19 protein-coding genes are annotated in these 20,954 nt (G+C 64.4%); 2 read left to right on the top strand and 17 right to left on the bottom strand.

Going from position 1 to position 20,954, the window contains the following annotated elements; genetic code table 11:
* Positions 1-5: 5 nt before the first annotated feature.
* From H7993_RS03095 to H7993_RS03030, 14 genes are all read right to left on the bottom strand, one after another.
* Positions 6-281, bottom strand: a complete 276-nt coding sequence (locus H7993_RS03095; RefSeq protein ID WP_122478290.1) for a DUF1652 domain-containing protein — start codon at positions 279-281, stop codon at positions 6-8.
* A gap of 126 nt (positions 282-407) precedes the next feature.
* Entirely contained in the window at positions 408-1,712 is a 1,305-nt protein-coding gene (locus H7993_RS03090) for an MFS transporter (RefSeq protein WP_122478224.1), read from the bottom strand.
* A gap of 99 nt (positions 1,713-1,811) precedes the next feature.
* Positions 1,812-2,753, bottom strand: coding sequence for a sugar kinase (locus H7993_RS03085; protein ID WP_185793403.1), 942 nt, complete (start codon positions 2,751-2,753; stop codon positions 1,812-1,814).
* Entirely contained in the window at positions 2,746-3,528 is a 783-nt protein-coding gene (locus H7993_RS03080) for a sugar phosphate isomerase/epimerase family protein (RefSeq protein WP_185793402.1), read from the bottom strand. Before H7993_RS03080 ends, H7993_RS03085 begins: the two co-directional genes overlap by 8 nt.
* 65 nt (positions 3,529-3,593) lie before the next feature.
* On the bottom strand, positions 3,594-4,556 hold the full coding sequence (locus H7993_RS03075) for a LacI family DNA-binding transcriptional regulator (protein WP_185794158.1): 963 nt from the start codon (positions 4,554-4,556) through the stop codon (positions 3,594-3,596).
* Between the two features lie 283 nt (positions 4,557-4,839).
* Positions 4,840-5,193: a RidA family protein gene (locus tag H7993_RS03070; protein ID WP_049859546.1), complete on the bottom strand. Its 354-nt coding sequence runs from the start codon at positions 5,191-5,193 to the stop codon at positions 4,840-4,842.
* Between the two features lie 11 nt (positions 5,194-5,204).
* Positions 5,205-6,374, bottom strand: a complete 1,170-nt coding sequence (locus H7993_RS03065; protein WP_342345029.1) for an NAD(P)/FAD-dependent oxidoreductase — start codon at positions 6,372-6,374, stop codon at positions 5,205-5,207.
* Positions 6,367-7,743 carry an FAD/NAD(P)-dependent oxidoreductase gene (locus H7993_RS03060; RefSeq protein ID WP_185793400.1) on the bottom strand — a complete coding sequence of 459 codons (1,377 nt, stop codon included), beginning with the start codon at positions 7,741-7,743 and terminating at the stop codon, positions 6,367-6,369. The genes H7993_RS03065 and H7993_RS03060 overlap by 8 nt, the downstream gene beginning before the upstream one ends.
* The gene (locus H7993_RS03055) at positions 7,740-8,108 is read right to left on the bottom strand and encodes a (2Fe-2S)-binding protein (protein ID WP_185793399.1); all 369 of its coding nucleotides are present in this window, start codon (positions 8,106-8,108) and stop codon (positions 7,740-7,742) included. The genes H7993_RS03060 and H7993_RS03055 overlap by 4 nt, the downstream gene beginning before the upstream one ends.
* Complete coding sequence (locus H7993_RS03050) at positions 8,098-9,237, bottom strand: NAD(P)/FAD-dependent oxidoreductase (RefSeq protein ID WP_185793398.1); 1,140 nt, start codon at positions 9,235-9,237, stop codon at positions 8,098-8,100. Before H7993_RS03050 ends, H7993_RS03055 begins: the two co-directional genes overlap by 11 nt.
* Positions 9,234-10,031 (bottom strand): ABC transporter permease, encoded by a 798-nt coding sequence (locus H7993_RS03045; protein WP_185793397.1) that lies wholly within the window; start codon positions 10,029-10,031, stop codon positions 9,234-9,236. The genes H7993_RS03050 and H7993_RS03045 overlap by 4 nt, the downstream gene beginning before the upstream one ends.
* A 6-nt stretch (positions 10,032-10,037) precedes the next feature.
* Positions 10,038-10,910, bottom strand: coding sequence for an ABC transporter permease (locus H7993_RS03040; protein ID WP_185793396.1), 873 nt, complete (start codon positions 10,908-10,910; stop codon positions 10,038-10,040).
* The gene (locus tag H7993_RS03035) at positions 10,897-11,970 is read right to left on the bottom strand and encodes an ABC transporter ATP-binding protein (protein ID WP_185793395.1); all 1,074 of its coding nucleotides are present in this window, start codon (positions 11,968-11,970) and stop codon (positions 10,897-10,899) included. The genes H7993_RS03040 and H7993_RS03035 overlap by 14 nt, the downstream gene beginning before the upstream one ends.
* Before the next feature lie 69 nt (positions 11,971-12,039).
* Positions 12,040-13,092: an ABC transporter substrate-binding protein gene (locus tag H7993_RS03030; RefSeq protein ID WP_122478209.1), complete on the bottom strand. Its 1,053-nt coding sequence runs from the start codon at positions 13,090-13,092 to the stop codon at positions 12,040-12,042.
* A gap of 227 nt (positions 13,093-13,319) precedes the next feature.
* On the opposite strand from H7993_RS03030, the gene H7993_RS03025 reads away from it, so the two are divergent.
* The gene (locus tag H7993_RS03025) at positions 13,320-14,216 is read left to right on the top strand and encodes a LysR substrate-binding domain-containing protein (protein ID WP_185793394.1); all 897 of its coding nucleotides are present in this window, start codon (positions 13,320-13,322) and stop codon (positions 14,214-14,216) included.
* A gap of 249 nt (positions 14,217-14,465) precedes the next feature.
* On the opposite strand, the gene H7993_RS03020 is transcribed toward H7993_RS03025, so the two are convergent.
* A complete protein-coding gene (locus tag H7993_RS03020; protein WP_185793393.1) occupies positions 14,466-16,820 on the bottom strand; it encodes an FdhF/YdeP family oxidoreductase in 2,355 nt (784 codons plus the stop codon).
* Between the two features lie 242 nt (positions 16,821-17,062).
* Between H7993_RS03020 and H7993_RS03015 the strand changes: the two genes are divergently transcribed.
* Positions 17,063-18,739, top strand: a complete 1,677-nt coding sequence (locus tag H7993_RS03015; protein WP_185793392.1) for an NAD-dependent malic enzyme — start codon at positions 17,063-17,065, stop codon at positions 18,737-18,739.
* Between the two features lie 12 nt (positions 18,740-18,751).
* On the opposite strand, the gene hyi is transcribed toward H7993_RS03015, so the two are convergent.
* On the bottom strand, positions 18,752-19,534 hold the full coding sequence (gene hyi, locus H7993_RS03010; RefSeq protein ID WP_185793391.1) for a hydroxypyruvate isomerase: 783 nt from the start codon (positions 19,532-19,534) through the stop codon (positions 18,752-18,754).
* Between the two features lie 128 nt (positions 19,535-19,662).
* Complete coding sequence (locus tag H7993_RS03005; RefSeq protein ID WP_185793390.1) at positions 19,663-20,949, bottom strand: MFS transporter; 1,287 nt, start codon at positions 20,947-20,949, stop codon at positions 19,663-19,665.
* Positions 20,950-20,954 lie beyond the last annotated feature (5 nt).

The raw sequence follows: 20,954 nt of genomic DNA, 5'->3' as shown, positions 1-20,954 counted from the left end.
CGCGCTCAGCCTGCCTTGAGCGCCAGCGGCGGAATGAACGCCTCGAGCTCGGCTTCCACTGCCTCGATGATGCGCTCGACGTCCGCGGCATTCATGACCGTTGCACAAGGCAGCCCGGCGATGGCCAACAGGGTTTCGCCGCTGCTGCGGTCGAACAGCCTGGCCACCATGCTGCTGGGCGCATCCATATTGCCCTCGAAGCCCATGGGGTGAAAGTGCCAGCGCATGACCTGGCAAGCGTTCGGAAATGTCATCTTGTTCATCGCGCCCACCTGTTGCAGCCGCACGTGGCAGGGCAGGCCATCGGAATGGATAGCCTGTGGAGTATTAAAAGTAGCACCACCTGGATGACAGCTGTGCGCTTTGCCACGAATACCGGGCGATTTCATGAAGTTTCATGATCTGCGTCAGTTTTTGCAGGACGCAAGCCCCGTGGCGTCCGCTTTGCCGACCACCGCATCGCAGCCTCCGGGCTTGAGCATGATGGTCAGCAGCGCCGAGAGCAGCAGCGCCCCGCTCATCAACAGGTAGGAAGCGCCCGGGTTGCCGGTGCTGGCGTTGAGATAGCCAACCAGGTAGGACCCGGCAAATGAGCCCAGGGCGCCCATGCTGTTGATCAGCGCCATGGCACCTCCGGCCACGTTGGCGGGAAGGATCTCCGGCACGATGGCAAAGAACGGACCATAGGGCGCGTACATGCACGCTCCGGCGATCACCAGCAGTGCATAGGACCACCAGAAGTGCTCGCTGCCCAGCGCGTACGAACCGTAGAACGCCAGTGCCGCCAGCAGCAGCGGTGGCCAGACGAAGCGCTTGCGCCGTTGCATACGGTCGGAAAACCAGCTCACCACCAGCATGCCGATCACCGCCGCCAGGTAGGGCAGGGAAGACAGCCAGCCAGCCTCGATCATGTCCATCTGCGCGCCCTGCTTGAGAATCGACGGCAGCCACAGCACGAAGCCGTACACGCCCACGCTCCACAGGAAGAACTGCAACGACAGGGTGATGACCTTGCCCGAACGGAAGGCTTCGGCGTAGTTCTTCACCGGCTTCATGCCCACCTGTTCGGCGGCCAGGGCCTGTTGCAGGTCGTCTTTTTCCTGCTGGCTGAGCCACTTCGCCTGGGCGGGTCGATCATCGGCCAGGCGCCACCAGATGAATGCCCAGATGACGGCGGGCAACCCTTCGATGATGAACATCCAGCGCCAGCTGTAATGCTGGATCAGGTAGCCGGACACCACCGACATCCACAGCATCGTCACCGGGTTGCCCAGTATCAGGAAAGTGTTGGCCCGCGAGCGTTCCGCGCGGGTGAACCAATGGCACAGGTACACCAGCATCGCGGGCATGACCACGGCTTCGACGACGCCGAGCATGAAGCGGATCACGATCAGCCAGTAGGCGCTGGAGACGACACCGGTCAAGGTCGCCAGGCTGCCCCAGAGGATCAGGCTGACGAAGATCAACTGCTTGACACTGTGCTTCTGCGCATAGATCGCGCCGGGGACCTGGAAGAAGAAGTAACCCAGGAAGAACAGGGCGCCGAGCAGCGAGGACAGCCCCGGCGTTATGTTCAGGTCGGCGGCCATGCCCGAGGCTGCGGCGAAACCGTAGTTGGCCCGGTCCAGGTAGGCAAGGCTGTAGGTGATGAAGACGATCGGCATGATGTACCACCAGCGACGGCTGGCGAGTTTCACGGTGTGGCTGTGCATGGTCTGACTCCTGAGCATTTTGTAATTGTCGCAACAGGTAGGGCGTTTTGATTCATGGGTACAGGGCGCAGCTTTTTGCGTGGGTCTTTTTTGCGTGCGTCAGTGGCTTTCGTCCTCGATCAGCGCGGCGCGCGTCGGCAGGCCTTCCATGTCGCCCGGGTTCTGTACCGCCAGGCTGCCGATCCAGTTGCCGCGGGCGGCGGCCTGGGCCAGGTCGCGGCCTTCGAGCAGGGCACTGATGACGCCGACGGCGAAGCCGTCACCCGCGCCGACCGTATCCACCACCTTGGCCACGGGGCGGCTGGCTACGTAGCCTTGTTGCTCGGCGCTGCAATAGAACGCGCCGTCCGCGCCCAACTTGATCACCACCGCCTGCACACCCTGGTCGAGATAGAAACGGGCAATGTCTTCGCAGCGTTCGTGTCCGGTCAGCAGCTGCCCTTCGGCCAGGCCCGGCAATACCCAGTCGGCCAGCGCGGCGAAGCTGTTAATCTGCTCGATCATGTGCGCCTGGCTGGGCCACAGCGACGGGCGCAGGTTGGGGTCGAACGAGACGCTTCGGCCTGCCGAACGCATGGCGGCCATCAAGCCACGGGTCAACGCATTCATGCTCGGCGACAGCGCCGGGGCGATGCCGGTGGCATGCAGGTGACGGGCATCGAGCAGGCGTTCAGGCACATCGCCAATGCCCATATGGCTGGCCGCCGATCCGCGGCGAAAGTATTCGACCGTGGGGTCGCGGCCATCGTCCTGCAGCGACTTGAACTGGAACCCGGTGGGGTGCTGTGAATCCACGCCGACATGGCTGCAATCCAGCCCTTCGCGTTGCAACGCGGCGACGATGAAGCGACCAAGCGAGTCGTTGCCCACTCGGCTCAGCCAGGCGACGTTGAAGCCCAGCCGCGACAGGCCGATGGCGACGTTGTTGTCGGCACCGGCAATGCGTTTGCGGAAGCGCTCGACTTCGGCCAGTTCGCCGGTCTGCTCGGCGACGAACATGGCCATGGTTTCGCCGAAACTCAGCACATCGAACTCAGCCATGGGCCACCTCCTGCGCGGCCTGGCCAAGGCGGGCGAGGGTGGCCACCTGTGCCTTGGCGACAGCCAGCAGGTCGCTGCCCTGCAACGGGTACTCGATGGCCCGCACCAGGCCTGGTGCCATGTGCCCGAGCAGGCGCGCCCACTGATGCAGGTCGGTCAACTCGGGCGGCGTGGCGACCAGCTTGCCGGTCGTGGTGCGTTGTACGGCCTTGCAGTGAATGTATTCGACGAAACGGCCCAACTGCTGCGCAGCGCTCGAAACCGACTGTTGCTGCCATTGCCAGTTGCCGATGTCGAAGGTCATGCCCACCGGCACGCCTTGCCTGGCTATCGCAGTGAAGAAGTCGACCAGCGGCTCGATCCGCCCACCGTGGGCAGTCTGGTCGTTCTCGATCAGCAGGCGCACGGGTTGATCGCGCAACTGGTCATGCAGCAGGTGCAAGTCGCTGGCAGTGGAGTGAAAACCCAGCGAGACCTTGAGCCAGATCGCGCTGCACGCAGACGCGCGAGCGAGCGCCAGTTGCAGCTGCGGATTGGGCGCGGCCTGGCCGGGCTGCCACAGTTCGAGCGGCGAGGAATAGACGCAGGTAAGTTCTTGCGCGGCGATCGCACTGCGCAGGGAGGGCGCATCGAAGTCATCGAACAGCTCCTCGCGCAGTTCGATATGGCTGGCGCCGGTCTGGGCAACCAGCGGTGCCAGGCTGGCCTGACCCTGTGTACGAACATGGTCCGCGCCGAAGCTGGAAAGGCTGATGGAGACGGGATAGGGATGCATTGTTATTGTCCTCTGAAACCGGTTTCAGTTTTAAGCATGGGTACAGCGCACGCCGCAGCGCTTTTTCAGCGGAGCGGGGTGGAACCTCGAACGATCAGGTCAGGGGTGAAGTGGAACGTCTGGGCTGGACCTTGCGCACCCTGCAGCCGCCGCAACAGGCATTCCAAGGCTTGCACGCCGATGGCATGGGTGGGTTGGGCGAGGGCGGTAATACCGTTGCCTACCAGTGGGTACCAGTCGAGATCATCGAGCGCGATCAGCCCCACGTCTTCGCATGCCTGATTGCCAAACTCCCGCAGGGCCAGAGTGCAGGCCAGTGCCGCCACGCCATTGGCGCAGAACAAGGCCTTGGGCCCGACGTCGGCGCCGGCAAGGAACGTGCGCAGTTGCTCGCCGAGGCCGGCACCGGTGTAGAACACCGGTCCGCCGGTGCGTTGCGCGAAGGCCTCGATGCGTTCGGTACGGGAGCTAGTGCCATCGACCGCCTCACTGACCAGCGCCAGATGGCGATAGCCGCGCTCGTGGAGGTGGTCGAGGGCCATGTCGACGGCCCTCCGGTTGTCCAGCCCGACAAGGTCGCTGGGCAGGTCGGCCACCTTGCGGTCGACCAGCACCATGGGCAGTTCCCGTTGCAGTTCGCGCAGCTCATCCAGGTGGTGGCCGAGGGTGTTCACGATCACGCCTTCGACGTTGTAGGCACGCATGGCCTGCAACTGCTGGCGTTCCTGTTCCGGGTCGCGGTCGGTGTTGCATACCACCAGGCTGTAGCCATGGCGGCGGCAGGCGGTTTCCACGCCATGCATGACGGCCACCGAGTAGGGGTTGCGGATATCGGCCATGAGCATGCCGATCAGGCGCGTACGACCGCGCTTGAGGCCGCGGGCCATCTGATTGGGGCGATAGCCGAGGTCGTCGATGGCGCGGGCGATGCGTGTGGCGATGACGTCGGACAGCAGACCGCGATCTTCACCGATGAAGCGCGAGACACTGGCCTTGGATACACCTGCGCGCTCGGCTACGTCGAGCATGGTCACGCGAGGGCGCACAGGAACGGAAAGACGGGTCACGGCCTGAGTCCTTTTATGGATGTTATGGGCAGGCGATCAGTGGTTGAAACCGGTTTCAGGAAACACCAAATCGAAGTGGCCGTCAACGGGGGAAGATGGATTTTTGCGTAGGCGATCGGGGCACGAGGGTGGTGCATTTCACGGCTGGAACCGCAGCGCGGCCTTCGCGGGCAGAGCTCGCTCCCACAGGGGATCGGGCTACTCCTGTGGGAGCGGGCTCTGCCCGCGAATCAGGCGACGCGGGTCAGCCAGCGGCGACGACGGTGATTTCCACCAGCAGATCGGGCGCGGCCAGGCGGGATTCCACGGTAGCGCGCGCCGGGGCGTGGCCTTCGGGTGCCCAGGCGTCCCACACTTCGTTCATTCCGGCGAAATTGGCCTGGATGTCCGACAGCCACACTTGGGCGGTGACGATACGGGTCTTGTCCAGGCCAGCCTGCTCCAGGAAGCTGTCGATCTTGGCCAGCACCTGGGCAGTCTGGCCCTTGATGTCCAGGCTACGGTCGGTGGCGGTCTGCCCGCCGAGGAACGTGAAGCCGTTGCACTGCACGACACGGCTCATGCGTTGGTTGGTTTCGATGCGCTTGATGTCCAGCATGGTGTATTTCCTCACGAGTGGATAAGGGATGTTGCAGGTTGTTCGAGCGTCGTCGCCGATTGCGCGAAACGCCCTATGGAAAACGGGTCGAGACTGATCGGCGAGGGCTCGCCGAGAATCTGCTGGGCCAGGCGCTGACCGGTCCCGGGACCCATCTGGAAACCACTGCCGCAGAAACCGAAGGAATAGCTCAGCTTGTCCGTCTTGCAGCTGGCGCCGATCACTGGAATGTCATCGGCGGTAAACGCCTCGACACCGGCCCAGACCCGATTCACACCCAGGTTGCGCAAATGGGGAAACAGGTCGGTTACCGTACGCGCGCTGGTGCTCAGGCGGTCCATTTGAACCTCGCCATGGCGCGCGGCGAACTCCACCGAGCCCACCAGCTTGCCGCCGATCACTACGGTACCGTTGGCGAACTGTTTGAATGACAGCGCCCGCCCCGTAGCGCCCAGTACCGGCGCACAGAATGGGGCGACCCGGTGAGTGACCATCAGCATCAAGCCCTGCGGATGCACCGGCACCGGCTCGCCGACCTGTGCCGCCAGTTGCGCCGCCCAGGCCCCTGCGGTGACCACCAGGTGCTCCGCTTGAAGCACGCCCGACCGCGTCTCGACCCGCCAATGAGTGGCGCTGCGCTCGATGCGCAGTGCCGGCGTCTGCTCCAGGACCCGTACTCCCAGCCGCTGCGCAGCCAGGCGAAACGCGGTAACGGTGTGGTACGGCACGGCATAGCCGTCGCCGCCGACCCAGATACCACCCACCACATGGGGTGCCACCGTAGGTACCAATTCGAGCACCTGCTGCCGATCGATCAAAACTTCATGGGTGAAGCCCAAGGCATGCAACTGCTCCACACGGCGCTGGCATTCCTGCAGTTCAGCGTCGTTCTCGGCCAGTTTCAGCTGGCCGCTGGCGACGAAGCCACCGTCCTCGCCGAGCACGTCCTGCAAGCCATGCCAAAGCGTTCGCGAAGCGAGGGCCAAGGGGATTTCCGCCACATGGCGGCCCAGGGTGCGCACGCCACCGGCGTTCACCCCGGAAGCATGGCGACCGCAATACTCGGCCTCCAGCACGGTCACCCGGACGCCGGCGCGAGCCAGGTGCAGGGCGGTGCTGAGGCCGTGGATGCCGCCGCCGATCACCAATACATCAGCGCCCGAGCGCAGGCGCTCAGTCACCGGCCAGCTCCCCGAGTGTGATGGGCTTGATCGGCGGACGAATCCGGTAGTAACCGACGTCGCCTGCGGGCACCTGGCGCGCATCGGCGATCACTTCGGTGACGGTCAGGCCGCACAGGCGTCCCTGGCAGGGCCCCATGCCGCAACGGCCGAATGACTTCGCCTGGTTCGGACCGGCGCAGCCCATGGCGACGAACTGGCGCAACTGGCCGGCGGTGACTTCCTCGCAGCGGCAGACAATGACGTCGTCAGCCGGGATCCGATGCTCGTCGCGGGGCCGGTACAGCGCGTCGAGAAACGGTCTGATGCGCAAATTGTCGCTCAACGCCCGGCGCAGCTCGACGCCACGCCGATCGCGCTGCGGAGCGCCCAGCGCGCCCAGCCGAGCGGCGATGCCCAGGGCGGCCAGCCGGCCCTGCAGTGCCGCCGCCTGTGCACCGCCGATACCGCCTCCGTCACCGGCGACAAACACCCCTGGCACGTCCAGTTCGCCCCAGCTGTCCCTGAGCGGGCTGAAGCACAGCTGCTGCGGATCCCAGGCGTGGGTCGCACGCAGCGATTGGCTGAATTGAATATTGGGTACCACCCCCTGGTGCAGCAGCACGCAACGACTGGCGATGCGCTGCGCCTTGCCGTTGGCGGTGAAGCTCAGCGCCTGGGCCGAATCGGTACCCTCGATCGCCAGCTGCGAGGCACCGGTGAAATGGGCGATGCGCGCCTGGCGCAGACTGCGCATCAGCTCCAGGCCCTTGCGCAGGTAAGGCCAGGCACGCAGGGCCGAGACCAGATGACGCCGCGCGCGCCAGTAGTCGTCGCGGTGCGTGGTATCGACCAAGGCCTTGATCGGCACTCCGGCACGCAAATACTGCCAGCCCAGCAGGTACAGCAAAGGTCCGCAACCGGCCAGCACCACCGGCTCGGTGGGTACTGCGCCAGCGCTCTTGAGCAGGATCTGCGCCGCGCCCGCAGTCATCACTCCCGGAAGGGTCCAGCCACGGATGGGGAAGGGCCGCTCCATGGCGCCGGTGGCCAGCAGGACCGCGCGGGCCTGCAACGTGTGCATACGCCCACCCTGCAGATAGCTGACCTGATGATCACGACCCACCTGCCACACTGCAGCTTCCTTGATGTGCCGCACCGGAGTGTCCTCCAGGGCTCTGGCCAGCACGTTGCCGTGGGCATAGTCCGGTCCCAGCAGGTCGCGCCGGCTCAGCGGCGCCAGGGTGATACCGCGATAGATCTGCCCGCCAGGGCTGCCTTGCTCGTCCAGCAAGACCACGGCGAGGCCCAGCCCGGCCAGCTCGGTGGCACCGGCCATGCCTGCCGGGCCGGCGCCCACGACGACGACGTCGACGGATTCGGGGTTCATGGCTGCACCTCCAGGACGCTGACCGAGGGAACCTCGAACTGCAAATCGCGAGCGCCTTCCTGGGAGCGCACCTGCATGCCGTCGACCACATCGATCAGGCAACTCTGCCGATTGGGCACGCCATCGATGCTGACCAGGCATTCGAAACACACGCCCATCATGCAGTAGGGCGCGCGCGGCGATTCGCTCACCGGCGTGGCCCGGAAGCGCTCGATTCCGGACATCAACAACGCCGCCGCCACGCTGATGCCTGGCGGTACGCTCAACGCCTCGCCGTTGAAGCTGAAGGTCACACTGCGGCTGCTGCGGGATTCGCCGGCCACCGACTGGAACAGCGGGGCGCGGCGGGGGGCTTCAATGGGCATGGGCAAGCACCTTGTCGCTGAGAAAACGTTCGCCGTTGAACACGGCCAATTCGTCGGGCTGCGCCGCCCCCATCACCCAGGGCGCAATGCGCAGGGCGTGGGCGGCGGCCAGGGTTACACCGCTGTGGCAGGTGATGACGAAGGCCCCGGGGTGGGTCGATGACTGCTGGTAGATCGGGAAACCGTCCGGGCTCATTACCCGCAAGGCACCCCAGGCACGGATCAGGCGCACATCGCGCAGCAGCGGAAAGGTCGCTACGCCACGCTGGGCGATCGCCGAGAGCACACCGGTGGAGGTACTGTCGTCGAAGCCGACTTCTTCCATCGAATCGCCCAGTTGCACCGTGCCTTCGTCGGTCTGGCGGACATTGATGGTGGGATAGTCGAGAAACGGCTGGACCCGCTCGCTGACCAGTACCTGCCCGCGGTTGGGTGCGACCGGTGCATGCAGCCCGACCTGCGCGGCCAGTCCGGGGTTGCCCAGGCCGGCTGCGAGTACCACGCGCGGCGCACAGTAGGCCTGCTCCCCGGCCCAGATACGGAAGTCGCCGGCACTGCCCTCGATGCGCTGGATGTGCTGGCCGCCTGCGAAACGCGCGCCATGGCGTTGCGCGGACGCATGCAGGGCGCGCAGCAGCTTCAGCGGGTTCACATGGCCGTCCTGGGGGGTATAACTGGCGCCGATCACGGCCTTGCCGATCAGCGGCAGGCGCGCCTTGAGTTCGCCGGCATCGAGCATCTCGAAGGGGTAGTCACCGACCGCCGCCTGCAATTGGCGCAGGCGCGCCTCGCGCTCCAGCAGTTCCTCGTCGCTGAAGCACATGTGAAAGCCACCCGGCTGCTTGAGGCTGACATCCACGCCACTGTCGGCCAGCAGCGTATCGCGCAGGTCGGCCCAGCGTTGCGCCGAAGAACGTGTCCAACGCGCATAGTCGGGCAGGTTGTAGCCTTTGCCCTGAACCCAGACCAGGCCGAAATTGCCACGCGAAGCGCGGAACGCATCGTCGCCTTGGTCGAGCACCACGGTGTCGGCGCCGTTGCGCGCCAGGCCGTAGGCCACCGCCGTACCCACCAGCCCGCCACCGACGACGATCACGTCGGCCTTGATCGCTGCCGTCGAGCGCTTCATTTGCCTTCTCCTATGAGCACGCGGTCCAGGCCTACCAGGCGATCCAGCACCAGCATCAAGATCAACGTGCCAACGATCAGCACCGTAGAGACCGCCGTGATCAACGGGTCGATGGTCTGGGAAATCTGGTTGTACATGGCCACTGGCAAGGTCGTGGTGCCGGGCGTGGCAACGAACACGGTCATGGTCAGCTCATCGAAACTCTGGATGAAAGCCAGCATCCAGCCGCCGACCACGCCGGTGCGGATGCGCGGCAGGATGACCCGGTGGAACGCCGTCCAGCGTTTGGCGCCCAGCGACAGCGCGGCCTGCTCGATGTCTTTCTCCAGGCCGATAGTGGAGGCCAGGGTCAGGCGCAATGCATAGGGCAGCACGACGATCACGTGAGTCAGGCACAGCGCCCAGAACGAGCCGCCAATCTGCGCGATGGAGAAGAAACGCAGGAAGGCGATCCCCAGCACCACGGAAGGAATCATCAGCGGCGAGAGCAGAAAACCGGTCAATGTGCCGCGGCCGGGGAAATCGTAGCGGCTGATGGCCAAGGCCGCCGGGATGGCCAGCAGCGTGGCGATGGTGGCCGACGCCAGGCCCAGCTTGATCGACAGCATTAACGCGTCGAGCATTTCCTGATTGTCCAGCAGGGCCCTGAACCAGCGCAGCGACAAGCCATTGGTGGGCAGTGAAAGATACCCCTTGTCGGTGAATGCCATCGCCATCACCACCAGCAGCGGCGCGACGATGAAGCCGATGAACAGGGTATGGAACAGCAGCGAGAAAAAACCGTTCTTGTGCATGGCGGCCTACTCGAAGACTTGCTTGAAGCGGCGCTCGGCCAGCTTGCTGCAACCCAGAATGATGATCAGATTGGCCACTAGCAGGAGCATGGCGATCGCCGCGCCCAGGGGCCAGTTGAGGGTGCCGAGGAATTCGTCGTAGGCCGCAGTGGCGACCACTTTAAGCCGGCGTCCGCCGATGATTGCCGGGGTGGCGAAGGCCGAGGCGGCGAGGGCGAAGACGATGATCGAGCCGGAAAGAATGCCCGGCATGATCTGCGGCACGATGATGCGCCGGAACACCGTCAGCCGCGACGCGCCCAGGGACAGGCCGGCCCACTCCACCTGCAGGTCCAGTCGCTGCAGGGTGGCCCACACCGCGATCACCATGAAGGGCACCAGCACATGGGTCAGGGCAATGATCACGCCCACTTGGGTGAACAGGATCTTAACCGGTTCGTCGGTGATGCCCAGGGCTTGCAGGGCATCGTTGATCAAGCCGTTGTTGCCCAGCAAAATCGCCCAGCCGAGGGTCCGCACCACCACTGAAATCAACAGCGGGCCAAGCACCACCAGCAGGAAGGTCGAGCGCCAGCGTGGCGCCATGCGCGCAATGATTATGGTTTCCGGGACGCCAAGCAGTATGCACAGCACCGTCACTGCCAGGGCCATCGCGCCGGTGCGCAAGAAGATCTCGTGGAAATAGTCGTCTTTGAACACCTCGATATAGTTAGCCAGGCTGTACACCGGCAGCACGCCTTCGGTGTCGCTGAACAGGTTGAGCGACAACAGCGCGGTCAGCAGCAACGGTGCCAGCAGCAGGGCGATGAATACCAGCAGTGCCGGGCCGCTGAGCAGCCAAGGCGCCGCGCCTACGTGTTCGGCGTCATACCTGGCCATGGGCAGCCTCCCGGTCGAGCAGGCGCAGGTCGTCGTCCGACCAGTCCAGGCCGACTTCGTTGCCCTCGGGGGGCGGTACATGCCCCAGATTCGGCTGGGTCAGGTGGACCAGGCCAAAGTGGCTGTCCACGGCAAGCAACCACAGGTTGCCTAGGAACACCCGCAGGGCGATCCGACCGTTGATGCGGCCCAGGCCAGGTTCGGTCAGGCGGATTTTCTCGGGGCGGATGTACACGTTGACGTCCTGACCCAGGGAGCGGTCCTCGTGGGGCACATGCAGCAAGGTGTCGCGCACCTGCACGTGGCAGCAGCGCTCGTTGCGCAGCTGCACGGCTCCGGCGAAGGCGTTGGTCTTGCCCAGAAACGCCGAGGCGAAGGGCGAATGGGGTCGTTCGTAGGCTTCGAATGGTGTATCGATCTGCACGATGCGCCCGCGCTGCATGACTGCGATGCGGTCGCTCATGGTCATCGCTTCGACCTGATCGTGGGTGACCAGGATGGTCGTGATACCCAGTTCGCGCTGGATGGCGCGCAGCTCGATGTGCATTTCCTCGCGCAGCTTGGCATCCAGGTTCGACATGGGTTCGTCGAGCAGCAACAGGTTGGGGCGGATGGCCAGGGCGCGGGCAATCGCCACCCGCTGGCGCTGCCCGCCGGAAAGCGCCTTGGGATAACGCTCGCCAAGCCCGCCAAGACGGACCAGGTCCAGCGCCTCGACCACGCGCTTGGCACGTTCGGCCTTGGCCACGCCGCGCATCTCCAGGCCGAAGCTGATGTTCTGCGCCACCGTCATGTGCGGGAACAGCGCGTAGCTCTGAAAAACGATGCCAAGGCCGCGATCTTCCGGGCGTACGTGAGTGATGTCGCGACCGTCGAGCACGATCCGGCCTTCGGTGGGTTGCACGAACCCGGCGATCGACTGCAAGGTGGTGGTCTTGCCGCACCCGGAAGGGCCGAGCAGGGCGACGAACTCGCCGTGCTGTACCTCCAGGCTCAGGCCGTCGATGGCCTTGAACGTACCGTAGTTCTTGACGAGGCCTTCCAGTGTCAAAAATGCCATGGCTTTGCCACGCAGGCATGCGCCTGCGGCTCCAGGAAAAGGTCGGGAAAGTTCGGACGGGCGCGCGGATCAGCGCTCGACGGTACGGTTCCAGCGTGTGGTCCACTCACTGCGCTGCTGGTTGATGGTCTCCCAGTCGACTTTGATCAGGGCACTGACTTTGTCCGGGCCATAGGGCATGCGCGCGGCGATCTCGGGGCTCAGCTCGACGGTCTTGTTGACCGGCGCAAAACCGTTCTCGTGGGCCTGGATGGTTTGCACTTCGGGCGACAGCACGTACTGGATGAACGTCTGTGACAGTTCCGGCTGGGCATTGGGTGTCACCCCGCAGGCGGCCAGTTGCAAGGCCACACCACCTTCCTTCGGGTAGATGAACTTGAGCGGGAAACCGGTGCCCTGCAAGGCCACGGCGCGACCGCTGCCGTAGACCGCCATGACCACATCGCCGTTCTGCATCATGCCGTCCATTTCACCGGGCGCCGACACCCAGGCCAGCACGTTCGGACCAATCTCGTCCTTGAGCGCCTTGAAGCCGGGGTCGATGTTCTTTTCGCTGCCGCCGCGCAGGCGAGCCATCTCCACCAGTGTGTGCAGGCCGTAGGTGTTGGTCACCGGGGGCATGCCGAGCAGTTGCTTGTAGCGTGGGTCGGCCAGGTCTTCCCAGGAGTCGGGGGCGTCCCAGCCACGCTTCTTGAAGGCTTCTTCGTTGTAGCCGATTCCGGTAGCGACCATGCCGATACCAGTGGCCTGTGGGCTGAGGCGAGCCAGCGGGTAAAGGTCCTTGTACACCGGCGCATCGCTGAGGTCGCCGCACAGGCCCTGCTGAAGTGCCTGGTACATGGGCCCGTCGTCCATCATGGCGACGTTGATCTGCTGGCGGCCCTTCTGCGCCTGCAGCTTGGCCAGAGTTTCAGTGGAGTTGCCGGCTACGTAGACCACTTTGACGTCGTGCAGCTTCTCGAAGGCGGGAATGATCTTGCTCTTGTACATCTGCTCGGTAGAGCCGCCGACACCGGCAACGTAGAGGGTCGGGGCGGCGTGGGCGCAGGCGCCGCTCAGAGCGGCGAAAGCGAGGGCGACGCGCAGGGAAGTGAGGCGAAAGGACGGTTGTTGGCTATTCACAGACTATCTCCGAAGTGCAGGGGGCAGATCGAACAATGCGTCGGTCGCTCCGGCGAACCGGGGCCACGCATGCGCTGTGCATGCTCCCGGCCATGGGCGGCGCCGGGTAACGCATCTTGGTGTGCGCTATGTGTATGTGCTGCTGGACTTGAGTATTGCGAGCGTGACGGTATATGGTCAAATACGGATATCGGGCCTAGTCATGCATATTTGATATGGAGGCGTCAGTGAACCTGAGGCAGATCGAAGCGTTCCGCAGTGTGATGCGCATGGGCTCCATGACCGCGGCGGCCGACGTCCTGTACACCTCGCAACCCAATGTCAGTCGGCTGATCGCCCAACTCGAGCTAAGCACCGGGCTGACCTTGTTCAAGCGCGCCGGGGTACGGCTGATCCCGACGCAGGAGGGTCGCGCGTTCTTTCAAGAGGTGGAGCGCGCATTCGTCGGGCTCGACAGCCTCAAGCATTCGGCGAAGAACATTCGCAACCTGGGCACCGGGCGCCTGCGTGTCGCGGCCGTGCCGTCGACGGGCATGAGCGTCATTCCCGAGGTGCTCAAGACCTTCACGTCGACCCGTCCGGAGCTGACCGTATCGCTGCACGTGAACTCGTCGCCCACCGTTGAACAGTGGGTGAAATCGCAGTTCTGCGACATTGGCATCGTGGTGCATCCGGGCGATGTGGCGAACCATCAGGTCGAGTTGCTGGCCGAGATGGCCGCAGTCTGCGTGTTGCCGGCGGCGCATCCCCTGGCAGAGCGCCAGAGCATTACCTTCGCGGACCTGCAGGGGCAGCCGTTCGTGTCGCTGTGCCACGGAGACGGCACGCGGGCGCTGGTCGACGGGCTGTTCGAACAGGCCGGTGTGGAGCGAATCATGGCCCTGGAAGCGCAATACAGCGCGATCAATTGCGAAATGGTTGCGCACGGCATGGGCATAACCCTGGCTCATCCGCTGGTGGCCAGGGATTACCTGCACCGCCAGATCGTGGTTCGACCCTTCCGCCCGGATATTCCCTTGCCGACTTACGTGATCTGGCCCCATGCGCAGAACCGCACCCTGTTGGCCGAGGATTTCATAGACACCCTCAAAGCCCATTACCAGCACCTGACCAAATCCCCGTAGCCCACCTGCAGGTCCGCGGTTATCTGTGGGAGCGGGCTCTGCCCGCGAATCGCGCCTCGGTGCATCAGGCACTCCGCGGTGTGCCTTTCGCGGCCGATGACCGCTCCTACAGGGGTACCGAGATCCCGTCTGGCACAGGTAGTGTGCGGACAAACTGTAGGAGCGGTCCGTGGCCGCGAATCCGGCGCCGCGGTGTGTCAGGCACGCCGCGGTGTGCCTTTCGCGGCCGATGACCGCTCCTACAGGGTGCTAGATCACCTGGTCGGCCAGTGGAACGGCGTGGGCCATGTCTTCGGCGCGGGCCTGGGCCTTGTGCAGGGTGACCGGGATCGACTTGGCGGCGGGCACCTTGCTCTTGCTCGCGTAATGCCACAAGGGCACCAATGCATTGCATTCGGGGTAGTAGGCGCCCGCGCAATTGATCGGGATATCGTAGGCGATGATCTGCATCGGCCCCACCTCGCGGCGCACCTGCGGCTCGATGGCGGTACGAATCGTGACCCAGTCGCCCGGATTGAAACCCAGCCGGACGATGTCGTTGCGGTTCAGGAAGATCACGCTGCGCGTGCCCTTGACCCCGCGGAAACGGTCCTCGTAGCCATACACCGTGGTGTTGAACTGATCGTTGCTGCGCAGCGTCATCAGTTGCAGCACATCGCGCTGTCCGGCGTTCTGCGAGACGTCGTCGTCCTCGTCAAGCGTCTTGGCGGTGACGAACTGCGCCTTGCCCGTGGGTGTGGTCCAGTGGCGCTCGCAAGCGCCCAGCGGCCGGTGGAAACCACCGGGCTCCCACATTCGCGTCTCCATGTCATGGAAGATCTCCGGATAGGTCTGGGCGATGGCCTCCCGCACGCGGGCATAATCCTGGCGCCACAGCTCCCACGGAATCTGCTCGTTGCCGCTCAGCGTCGCCTGGGCCAGGCCGGCGATGATCGCCAACTCCGCGCGCAAGTGCTCGCTGGCAGGCTCGGCGCGACCTTCCCAGGCGCGGATGCAGCCGGTGCTGTCTTCGGTGGTGTACACCTGGCGGCGGCCGTCCTGCACATCGCGCTCGATGCGCCCCAGGCACGGCAGCAGCCAGCCATGCTGGCCGGGGAACAGGTGGGTGCGATTAAGCTTGGTGGCGATCTGCACATTGAGGGCCAGGCCCGACCATGCCGGCTCCATCCGATCGGTGTCCGGCACTGCGCGCAGGAAATTGCCGCCCAGGCCGATGAAGCCCTTCACCTTGCCGGCCACGATGCCCTCGCAGGCATCCACCGTGGCCATGCCCATCTTCTTCGGCACCTGAATGCCGAACAATGCTTCGATCTTGTCCACCGGCACCTTGGCCGGATCCTCGGTGATGCCCACCGTGCGTTGCCCCTGCACGTTGGAGTGCCCGCGCACGGGGCAGATGCCGGCGCCCGGCTTGCCGATGTTGCCGCGCAACAGCAGCAGGTTGACCAGCATCTGCACGTTCTGGACGCCATGGCGATGCTGGGTCAGCCCCATGCCATAGATGATCATCACCCGGTTGCTGCGGGCATACACGGTGGCAGCGGCCTCCAGCGCCGCGCGATCCAGGCCGCTGCGCTGTTCCAGCGCGGCCCATTCGTGCTCGTCCACCTGCGCCAGGAAGTCATCGACCCCCTCGGTGTGCTTGGCGATGAAATCATGGTCGATCACCGCCGGCCGGCCGTCGGCATGCGCCGCGCGGTCCATCGCCAGCAGGGCCTTGGCGATGCCCATTACCGCCGCCGTGTCACCACCGATAGCTACCTGGTGGTATTGCGTACTGATCACCGTGGAGTCCGGGCCCAGCATTTCCACCGGCGATTGCGGATTGACGAAACGTTCCAGACCTCGCTCGCGCAGCGGGTTGAAGCTGATGATCGGCACCTGGCGCTTGCGCGCCTCCTGCAGTGGATGAAGCATGCGCGGGCTGTTGCTGCCCACGTTCTGACCGAAGAAAAAGATGCAGTCGGTCAGCTCGAAATCCTTCAGGTTCACCGTACCCACGGGCACCCCGATGCTTTCCTGCAGGCCCACCGACGTGCTTTCGTGGCACATGTTCGAGCTGTCCGGCAGGTTGTTGGTGCCATAGGCGCGAGCCAGCAATTGGTACATGAACGAAGTTTCCAGCGAGGCACGTCCCGAGGCGTAGAACACCACACTGTCCGGTTCCAGCCCGCGCAGTTGCTCGCCGATGCCTTGGTAGGCTTCCTCCCACGTGGTGGTCACATAACGATCACTGGGCGCGTCGTAGCGCATCGGATGAGTCAGGCGCCCGTTGCGCTCGAGTTCGTAGTCGCTCCAGGTGCGCAGCTCGCTGAGGCTATGCCTGGCAAACAGCTCGGGACCGGTGCGCAGCGCGGTCAGCTCCCAGGCGGTCGCTTTGGCGCCGTTCTCGCAGAATTCCAGGGCGTGAGGATTGCCTGGCTTTGCCCAGGCACAGCTGACGCAGGCGAACCCGTCGGGCTTGTTTTGCCGCAACAGCGCGGCAGGGCCCTTGCCCAGGGCTTGCTGGCGCCAAAGGATATTCATCACCGAAAACGCCGATCCCCAGCCTCCGGAAGAAGAGGTGTAGGGTTGATAGCGCGCTTTGGGGTGAATGATCTGCATGGTCTGGATCCTCGGATGCGGATGCCTCGGTGCATGAGGCCTGCATTTACGACGGCCCGTAATCGGCAAAGGTTCGAAGAGCTTTACGCGGCGCTGCCTGCAGGCTGTTCTCGCGCACTTTATCCGGCACGGCCCCTCGGTCAGCGCTGGCGCCGCAGCGGCGATTGCGCTAAAACCGATGGCACCCTTTGGCAAAGGCGTCTATTTTGAATGCAAAATACAAAAAGCAAGGGAGAGACAGCATGACCAGCTCCGCCAAACGCCCGATCAAGGTCCCGTTCACCGGCCCGGCACTGCTTGCCACGCCGTTGCTGAACAAGGGCACCGCTTTCACCGCGCAAGAGCGCGACACCTTGCATTTGCAAGGCTTGCTGCCCCAGCAGATCGAGACCATCGACCAGCAATGCGCGCGGGCCTATCACCAGTTCCAGGCATGCTCGACCGACCTCGAGCGCCACGTGCTGCTGCGCTCGATCCAGGACTCCAACGAAACCCTGTTCTACCGCCTGGTCGACGACCACATCGACGAGATGCTGCCGATCATCTATACCCCCACGGTCGGCAAGGCGTGCCAGGAATTCTCGCGCATCTACCGCAGCCATCGCGGCTTGTTCATCAGCATCGACGATGTCGAGCGCATGGACGAAATCCTCAACAACGTGACCAAGGACAACGTCAAGGTCATCGTCGTCAGTGACTGCGAGCGAATCCTCGGCCTGGGCGACCAGGGCGTGGGCGGCATGGGCATCCCCATCGGCAAGTTGTCGCTGTACACCGCCTGCGGTGGCATCAGCCCGGCCTACACCCTGCCGGTGGTGCTCGATGTGGGTACCAACAACCCCGAGCGACTTGCCGACCCGCTGTATTTCGGGCGTCGCGAAGAGCGTGTGCGCGGTGAACGCTACGAAGCTTTCGTGCAGGCGTTCGTCGAGGGCGTGCAGCGGCGCTGGCCGGAGGCGATCCTGCAGTTCGAGGATTTCGCCCTGAGCAATGCCATGCCACTGCTCGAGCGGTTCCGTGACCAGCTGTGCTGCTTCAACGACGATATCCAGGGCACCGCCGCCGTCACTGTGGGCACCTTGCTGGCCGCGTGCAAGGTCAAGGGCCAGAAGCTTTCCGAGCAGACCGTGGCATTCGTCGGCGCCGGTTCCGCCGGGTGCGGCATCGCCGAGCAGATCATCACTGCCATGCAACTGGAAGGGTTGAGCGACAAAGAGGCGCGCAGCCGTGTCTATCTGCTCAACAGCAAGGGCCTGCTGACCGACCGCCAGTCCGACCTGTACGATTTCCAGCAACGCCTGGCCCACGACAGCCAGACGTTGGCGTCCTGGTCGTTCGCCGGGCAGTGGCCGACCCTTCTGGAAGTCGTGGCCAACGCCAGGCCAAGTGTGCTCATCGGCGTTTCCGGCAAAGCCGGTCTGTTCACCGAGGAAGTGGTGAAAACCCTGTACCAGCATTGCCCGGCGCCGATCGTCATGCCGTTGTCCAACCCCACCTCGCAGATCGAAGCCCACCCCAAGGACATCCTGCAGTGGACCGAAGGCAACGCGCTGGTTGCCACCGGCAGTCCATTCCTGCCGATCGAAGTGTTGGGCCGTACTTTCCCCATCGCGCAGTGCAACAACTCCTACATCTTCCCCGGTGTGGGTCTGGGCGCCATTGCCAGCCGGGCCACGCGCGTTACCGACGGCATGCTCATGGCTTCGGCACAAGCGCTGGCCGACAGCGCAGCAGCGGGGCAGATGCTGCCTCCGTTGCGCGACGTGCAGGCGGTCAGCAAACGCATTGCCCTGGCGGTAGGCCTGGCAGCGCAGAAGGACGGCGTGGCTGCACCGATGGATGAGGCCGCGTTGCGCGAGGCAATCGACGTGCATTTCTGGAAGCCGGAATACCGCGCCTACGAACGCCAGCCTCTGTAGCGCACCGGCGGCTCAGGCCAGGTTGTGGCTCTTCATCCAGCCCAGCCCGGCCTCGGTTCCATTCAGCGGTTTGTACTCGCACCCCACCCAGCCCTGATAGCCGATCCGGTCCAGATGCTGGAACAGGAAACGGAAATTGATTTCCCCGGTGCCCGGTTCGTGGCGGCCGGGGTTGTCCGCCAGCTGCACGTGGCCGATAGCCTGCAGGTGCGACTGCAACGTGCGCGCCAGATCACCCTCCATCACCTGCATATGATAGATGTCGTACTGCAGAAACAGATTGTCGTGGCCCACCTGTTCGCGAATCGCCAATGCTTGCTGTGTGCCGTTCAGGTAGAAGCCGGGCATGTCGCGGGTGTTGATCATCTCCATCACCAGGCGAATGCCATGACTCGCCAGCGCGTCGCTGGCGTAGCGCAGATTGTCGACGAGGGTCCGTTGCGCCAGTTGCGGGTCGTCGCCGGGCGGGGTGATACCGGCCAGGCAGTTGATCCGGGTATTGCCCAGCACCTTGGCATACTCGATGGCCGTGGCCACGCCGGCGCGAAACTCCTCGCGCCGGTCCGGCAGGCAGGCGATCCCGCGCTCACCGCTATCCCAATCGCCGGGTGGCAGGTTGAACAACACTTGGGTCAGGCCGTGCTGCTGCAGTCGCGCCTTGATCTCGGCGCTGTCGAAGTCGTAGGGAAAGAGGAATTCCACACCCCTGAACCCGGCCTTGGCGGCGCGGGCGAAGCGTTGCAGGAATTGATGTTCGGTGAACAGCATCGAAAGGTTGGCACACAAACGAGGCATGGCAGGCTTCTCCAGGCAGGAGGCGTGGCGACGGGCGCGTGACACAGGCCGGCCCGCCGCCTCACCGGTCCAGGTTATCGTACTCCTTGCTCAGGATTGTTTCGCGCCTGATGTCAATGCGCCAACAGTCACTTGGGCACCGCGACAGCCACCGGCGTGGCGGCTGCGGGAAGCTCGTAGACGAAGCGGTTCTGTGGGCGCATGCGGAACGACAGCACCACGCCAATGGCCAGCAGCACGATGCTGACCATGAACGGCAGCTGCCAGTTGCCGAACTTGTCGATCAGCAGTCCGGCGGCCACCGGGCTGATGATCGCGGCCATGGCCGATCCGGTGTTCATCATGCCACTGGCGGTACCGCAATGGTCCGGGGCGATGTCCATGGGAATCGCCCACATCGGCCCGATGGTCATCTCCGAGAAGAAGAACGCGATGGCCAGGCAGGCCAGCGAGACGTACATGTCGTGGGTGAACATCAGTGGCAGCAAGGCTACCAGGGTCAACGACAGACAGATCGCAACCATCAGGCTGCGCGCCCGGTTGAGGTTGCCGGTGCGTTTGTAGATGCGGTCGCTGACGATGCCGCCCAGGGTGTCGCCGACCACGCCGCCGAAGAACACGGTCGAGGCGAATATAGCGGTGCCTTTCAGGTCCAGGCCCATGTTCATGAAGTACATGGGGACCCAGCTCAGCAGCAGCCACAGAGTCCAGCCATAGCAGAAGTAGACGATGGTGACCGGGGCCATGCGCCGGAACAGTCGTCCCCAAGGCAGCTTGATGGTGTTCTTGGGCTTGGGCGCAGGCAGGGCGTCCAGCTCCTGCTGGGTGATGCGCGGGTGATCCTTGGGTTGTTCGGTGAACACCAGCGCCCACAGCGCGACCCAGACGAAACTGATACCGGCGCAGACATAGAACGACTCGCGCCAGCCGTAGGCTGCCATTACCGCGACCATCGCAGCCGGCGCCAGCGCGTTGCCCAGGCGGGCGAAGGCGTGGGTGATGCCTTGGGCGAAGCCGCGGTTCTCCTTGCCGACCCAGCGCGACATGGCCGCAGTGGCAGCGGGGAAGGTGGCGCCTTCACCCAACCCCAGCAACACCCGCGCCACGATCAGGGAAACGAAGCCGCCGGCCATGCCGGTGAGCACCGTGGCGCTGGCCCAGATCAGCCCGCACACCACCAGGGTGCGCTTGGCGCCGAAACGGTCGCTGACCCAGCCGCCGATGATCTGGAACACCAGGTAGGGGTAGGCGAAGGCCGAGAAGACGATGCCGATCTCGGTCTTGGTGAGGTTGAATTCCTTGCCAAAACCGACCGCAGCGGTACTGACGTTGACCCGGTCCAGGTACGTGATGAAATACATGGCGCACAGCATGACCAGCACCATGGTAGTGGGGCGCAGATATAACCGCTTCATGTTCT

Source organism: Pseudomonas baltica (assembly GCF_014235765.1).
Lineage (GTDB): Bacteria > Pseudomonadota > Gammaproteobacteria > Pseudomonadales > Pseudomonadaceae > Aquipseudomonas > Aquipseudomonas baltica.
The sequence above is the reverse complement of the archived record's forward strand: the minus strand, read 5'-3'. Positions and strand labels throughout refer to the sequence as shown.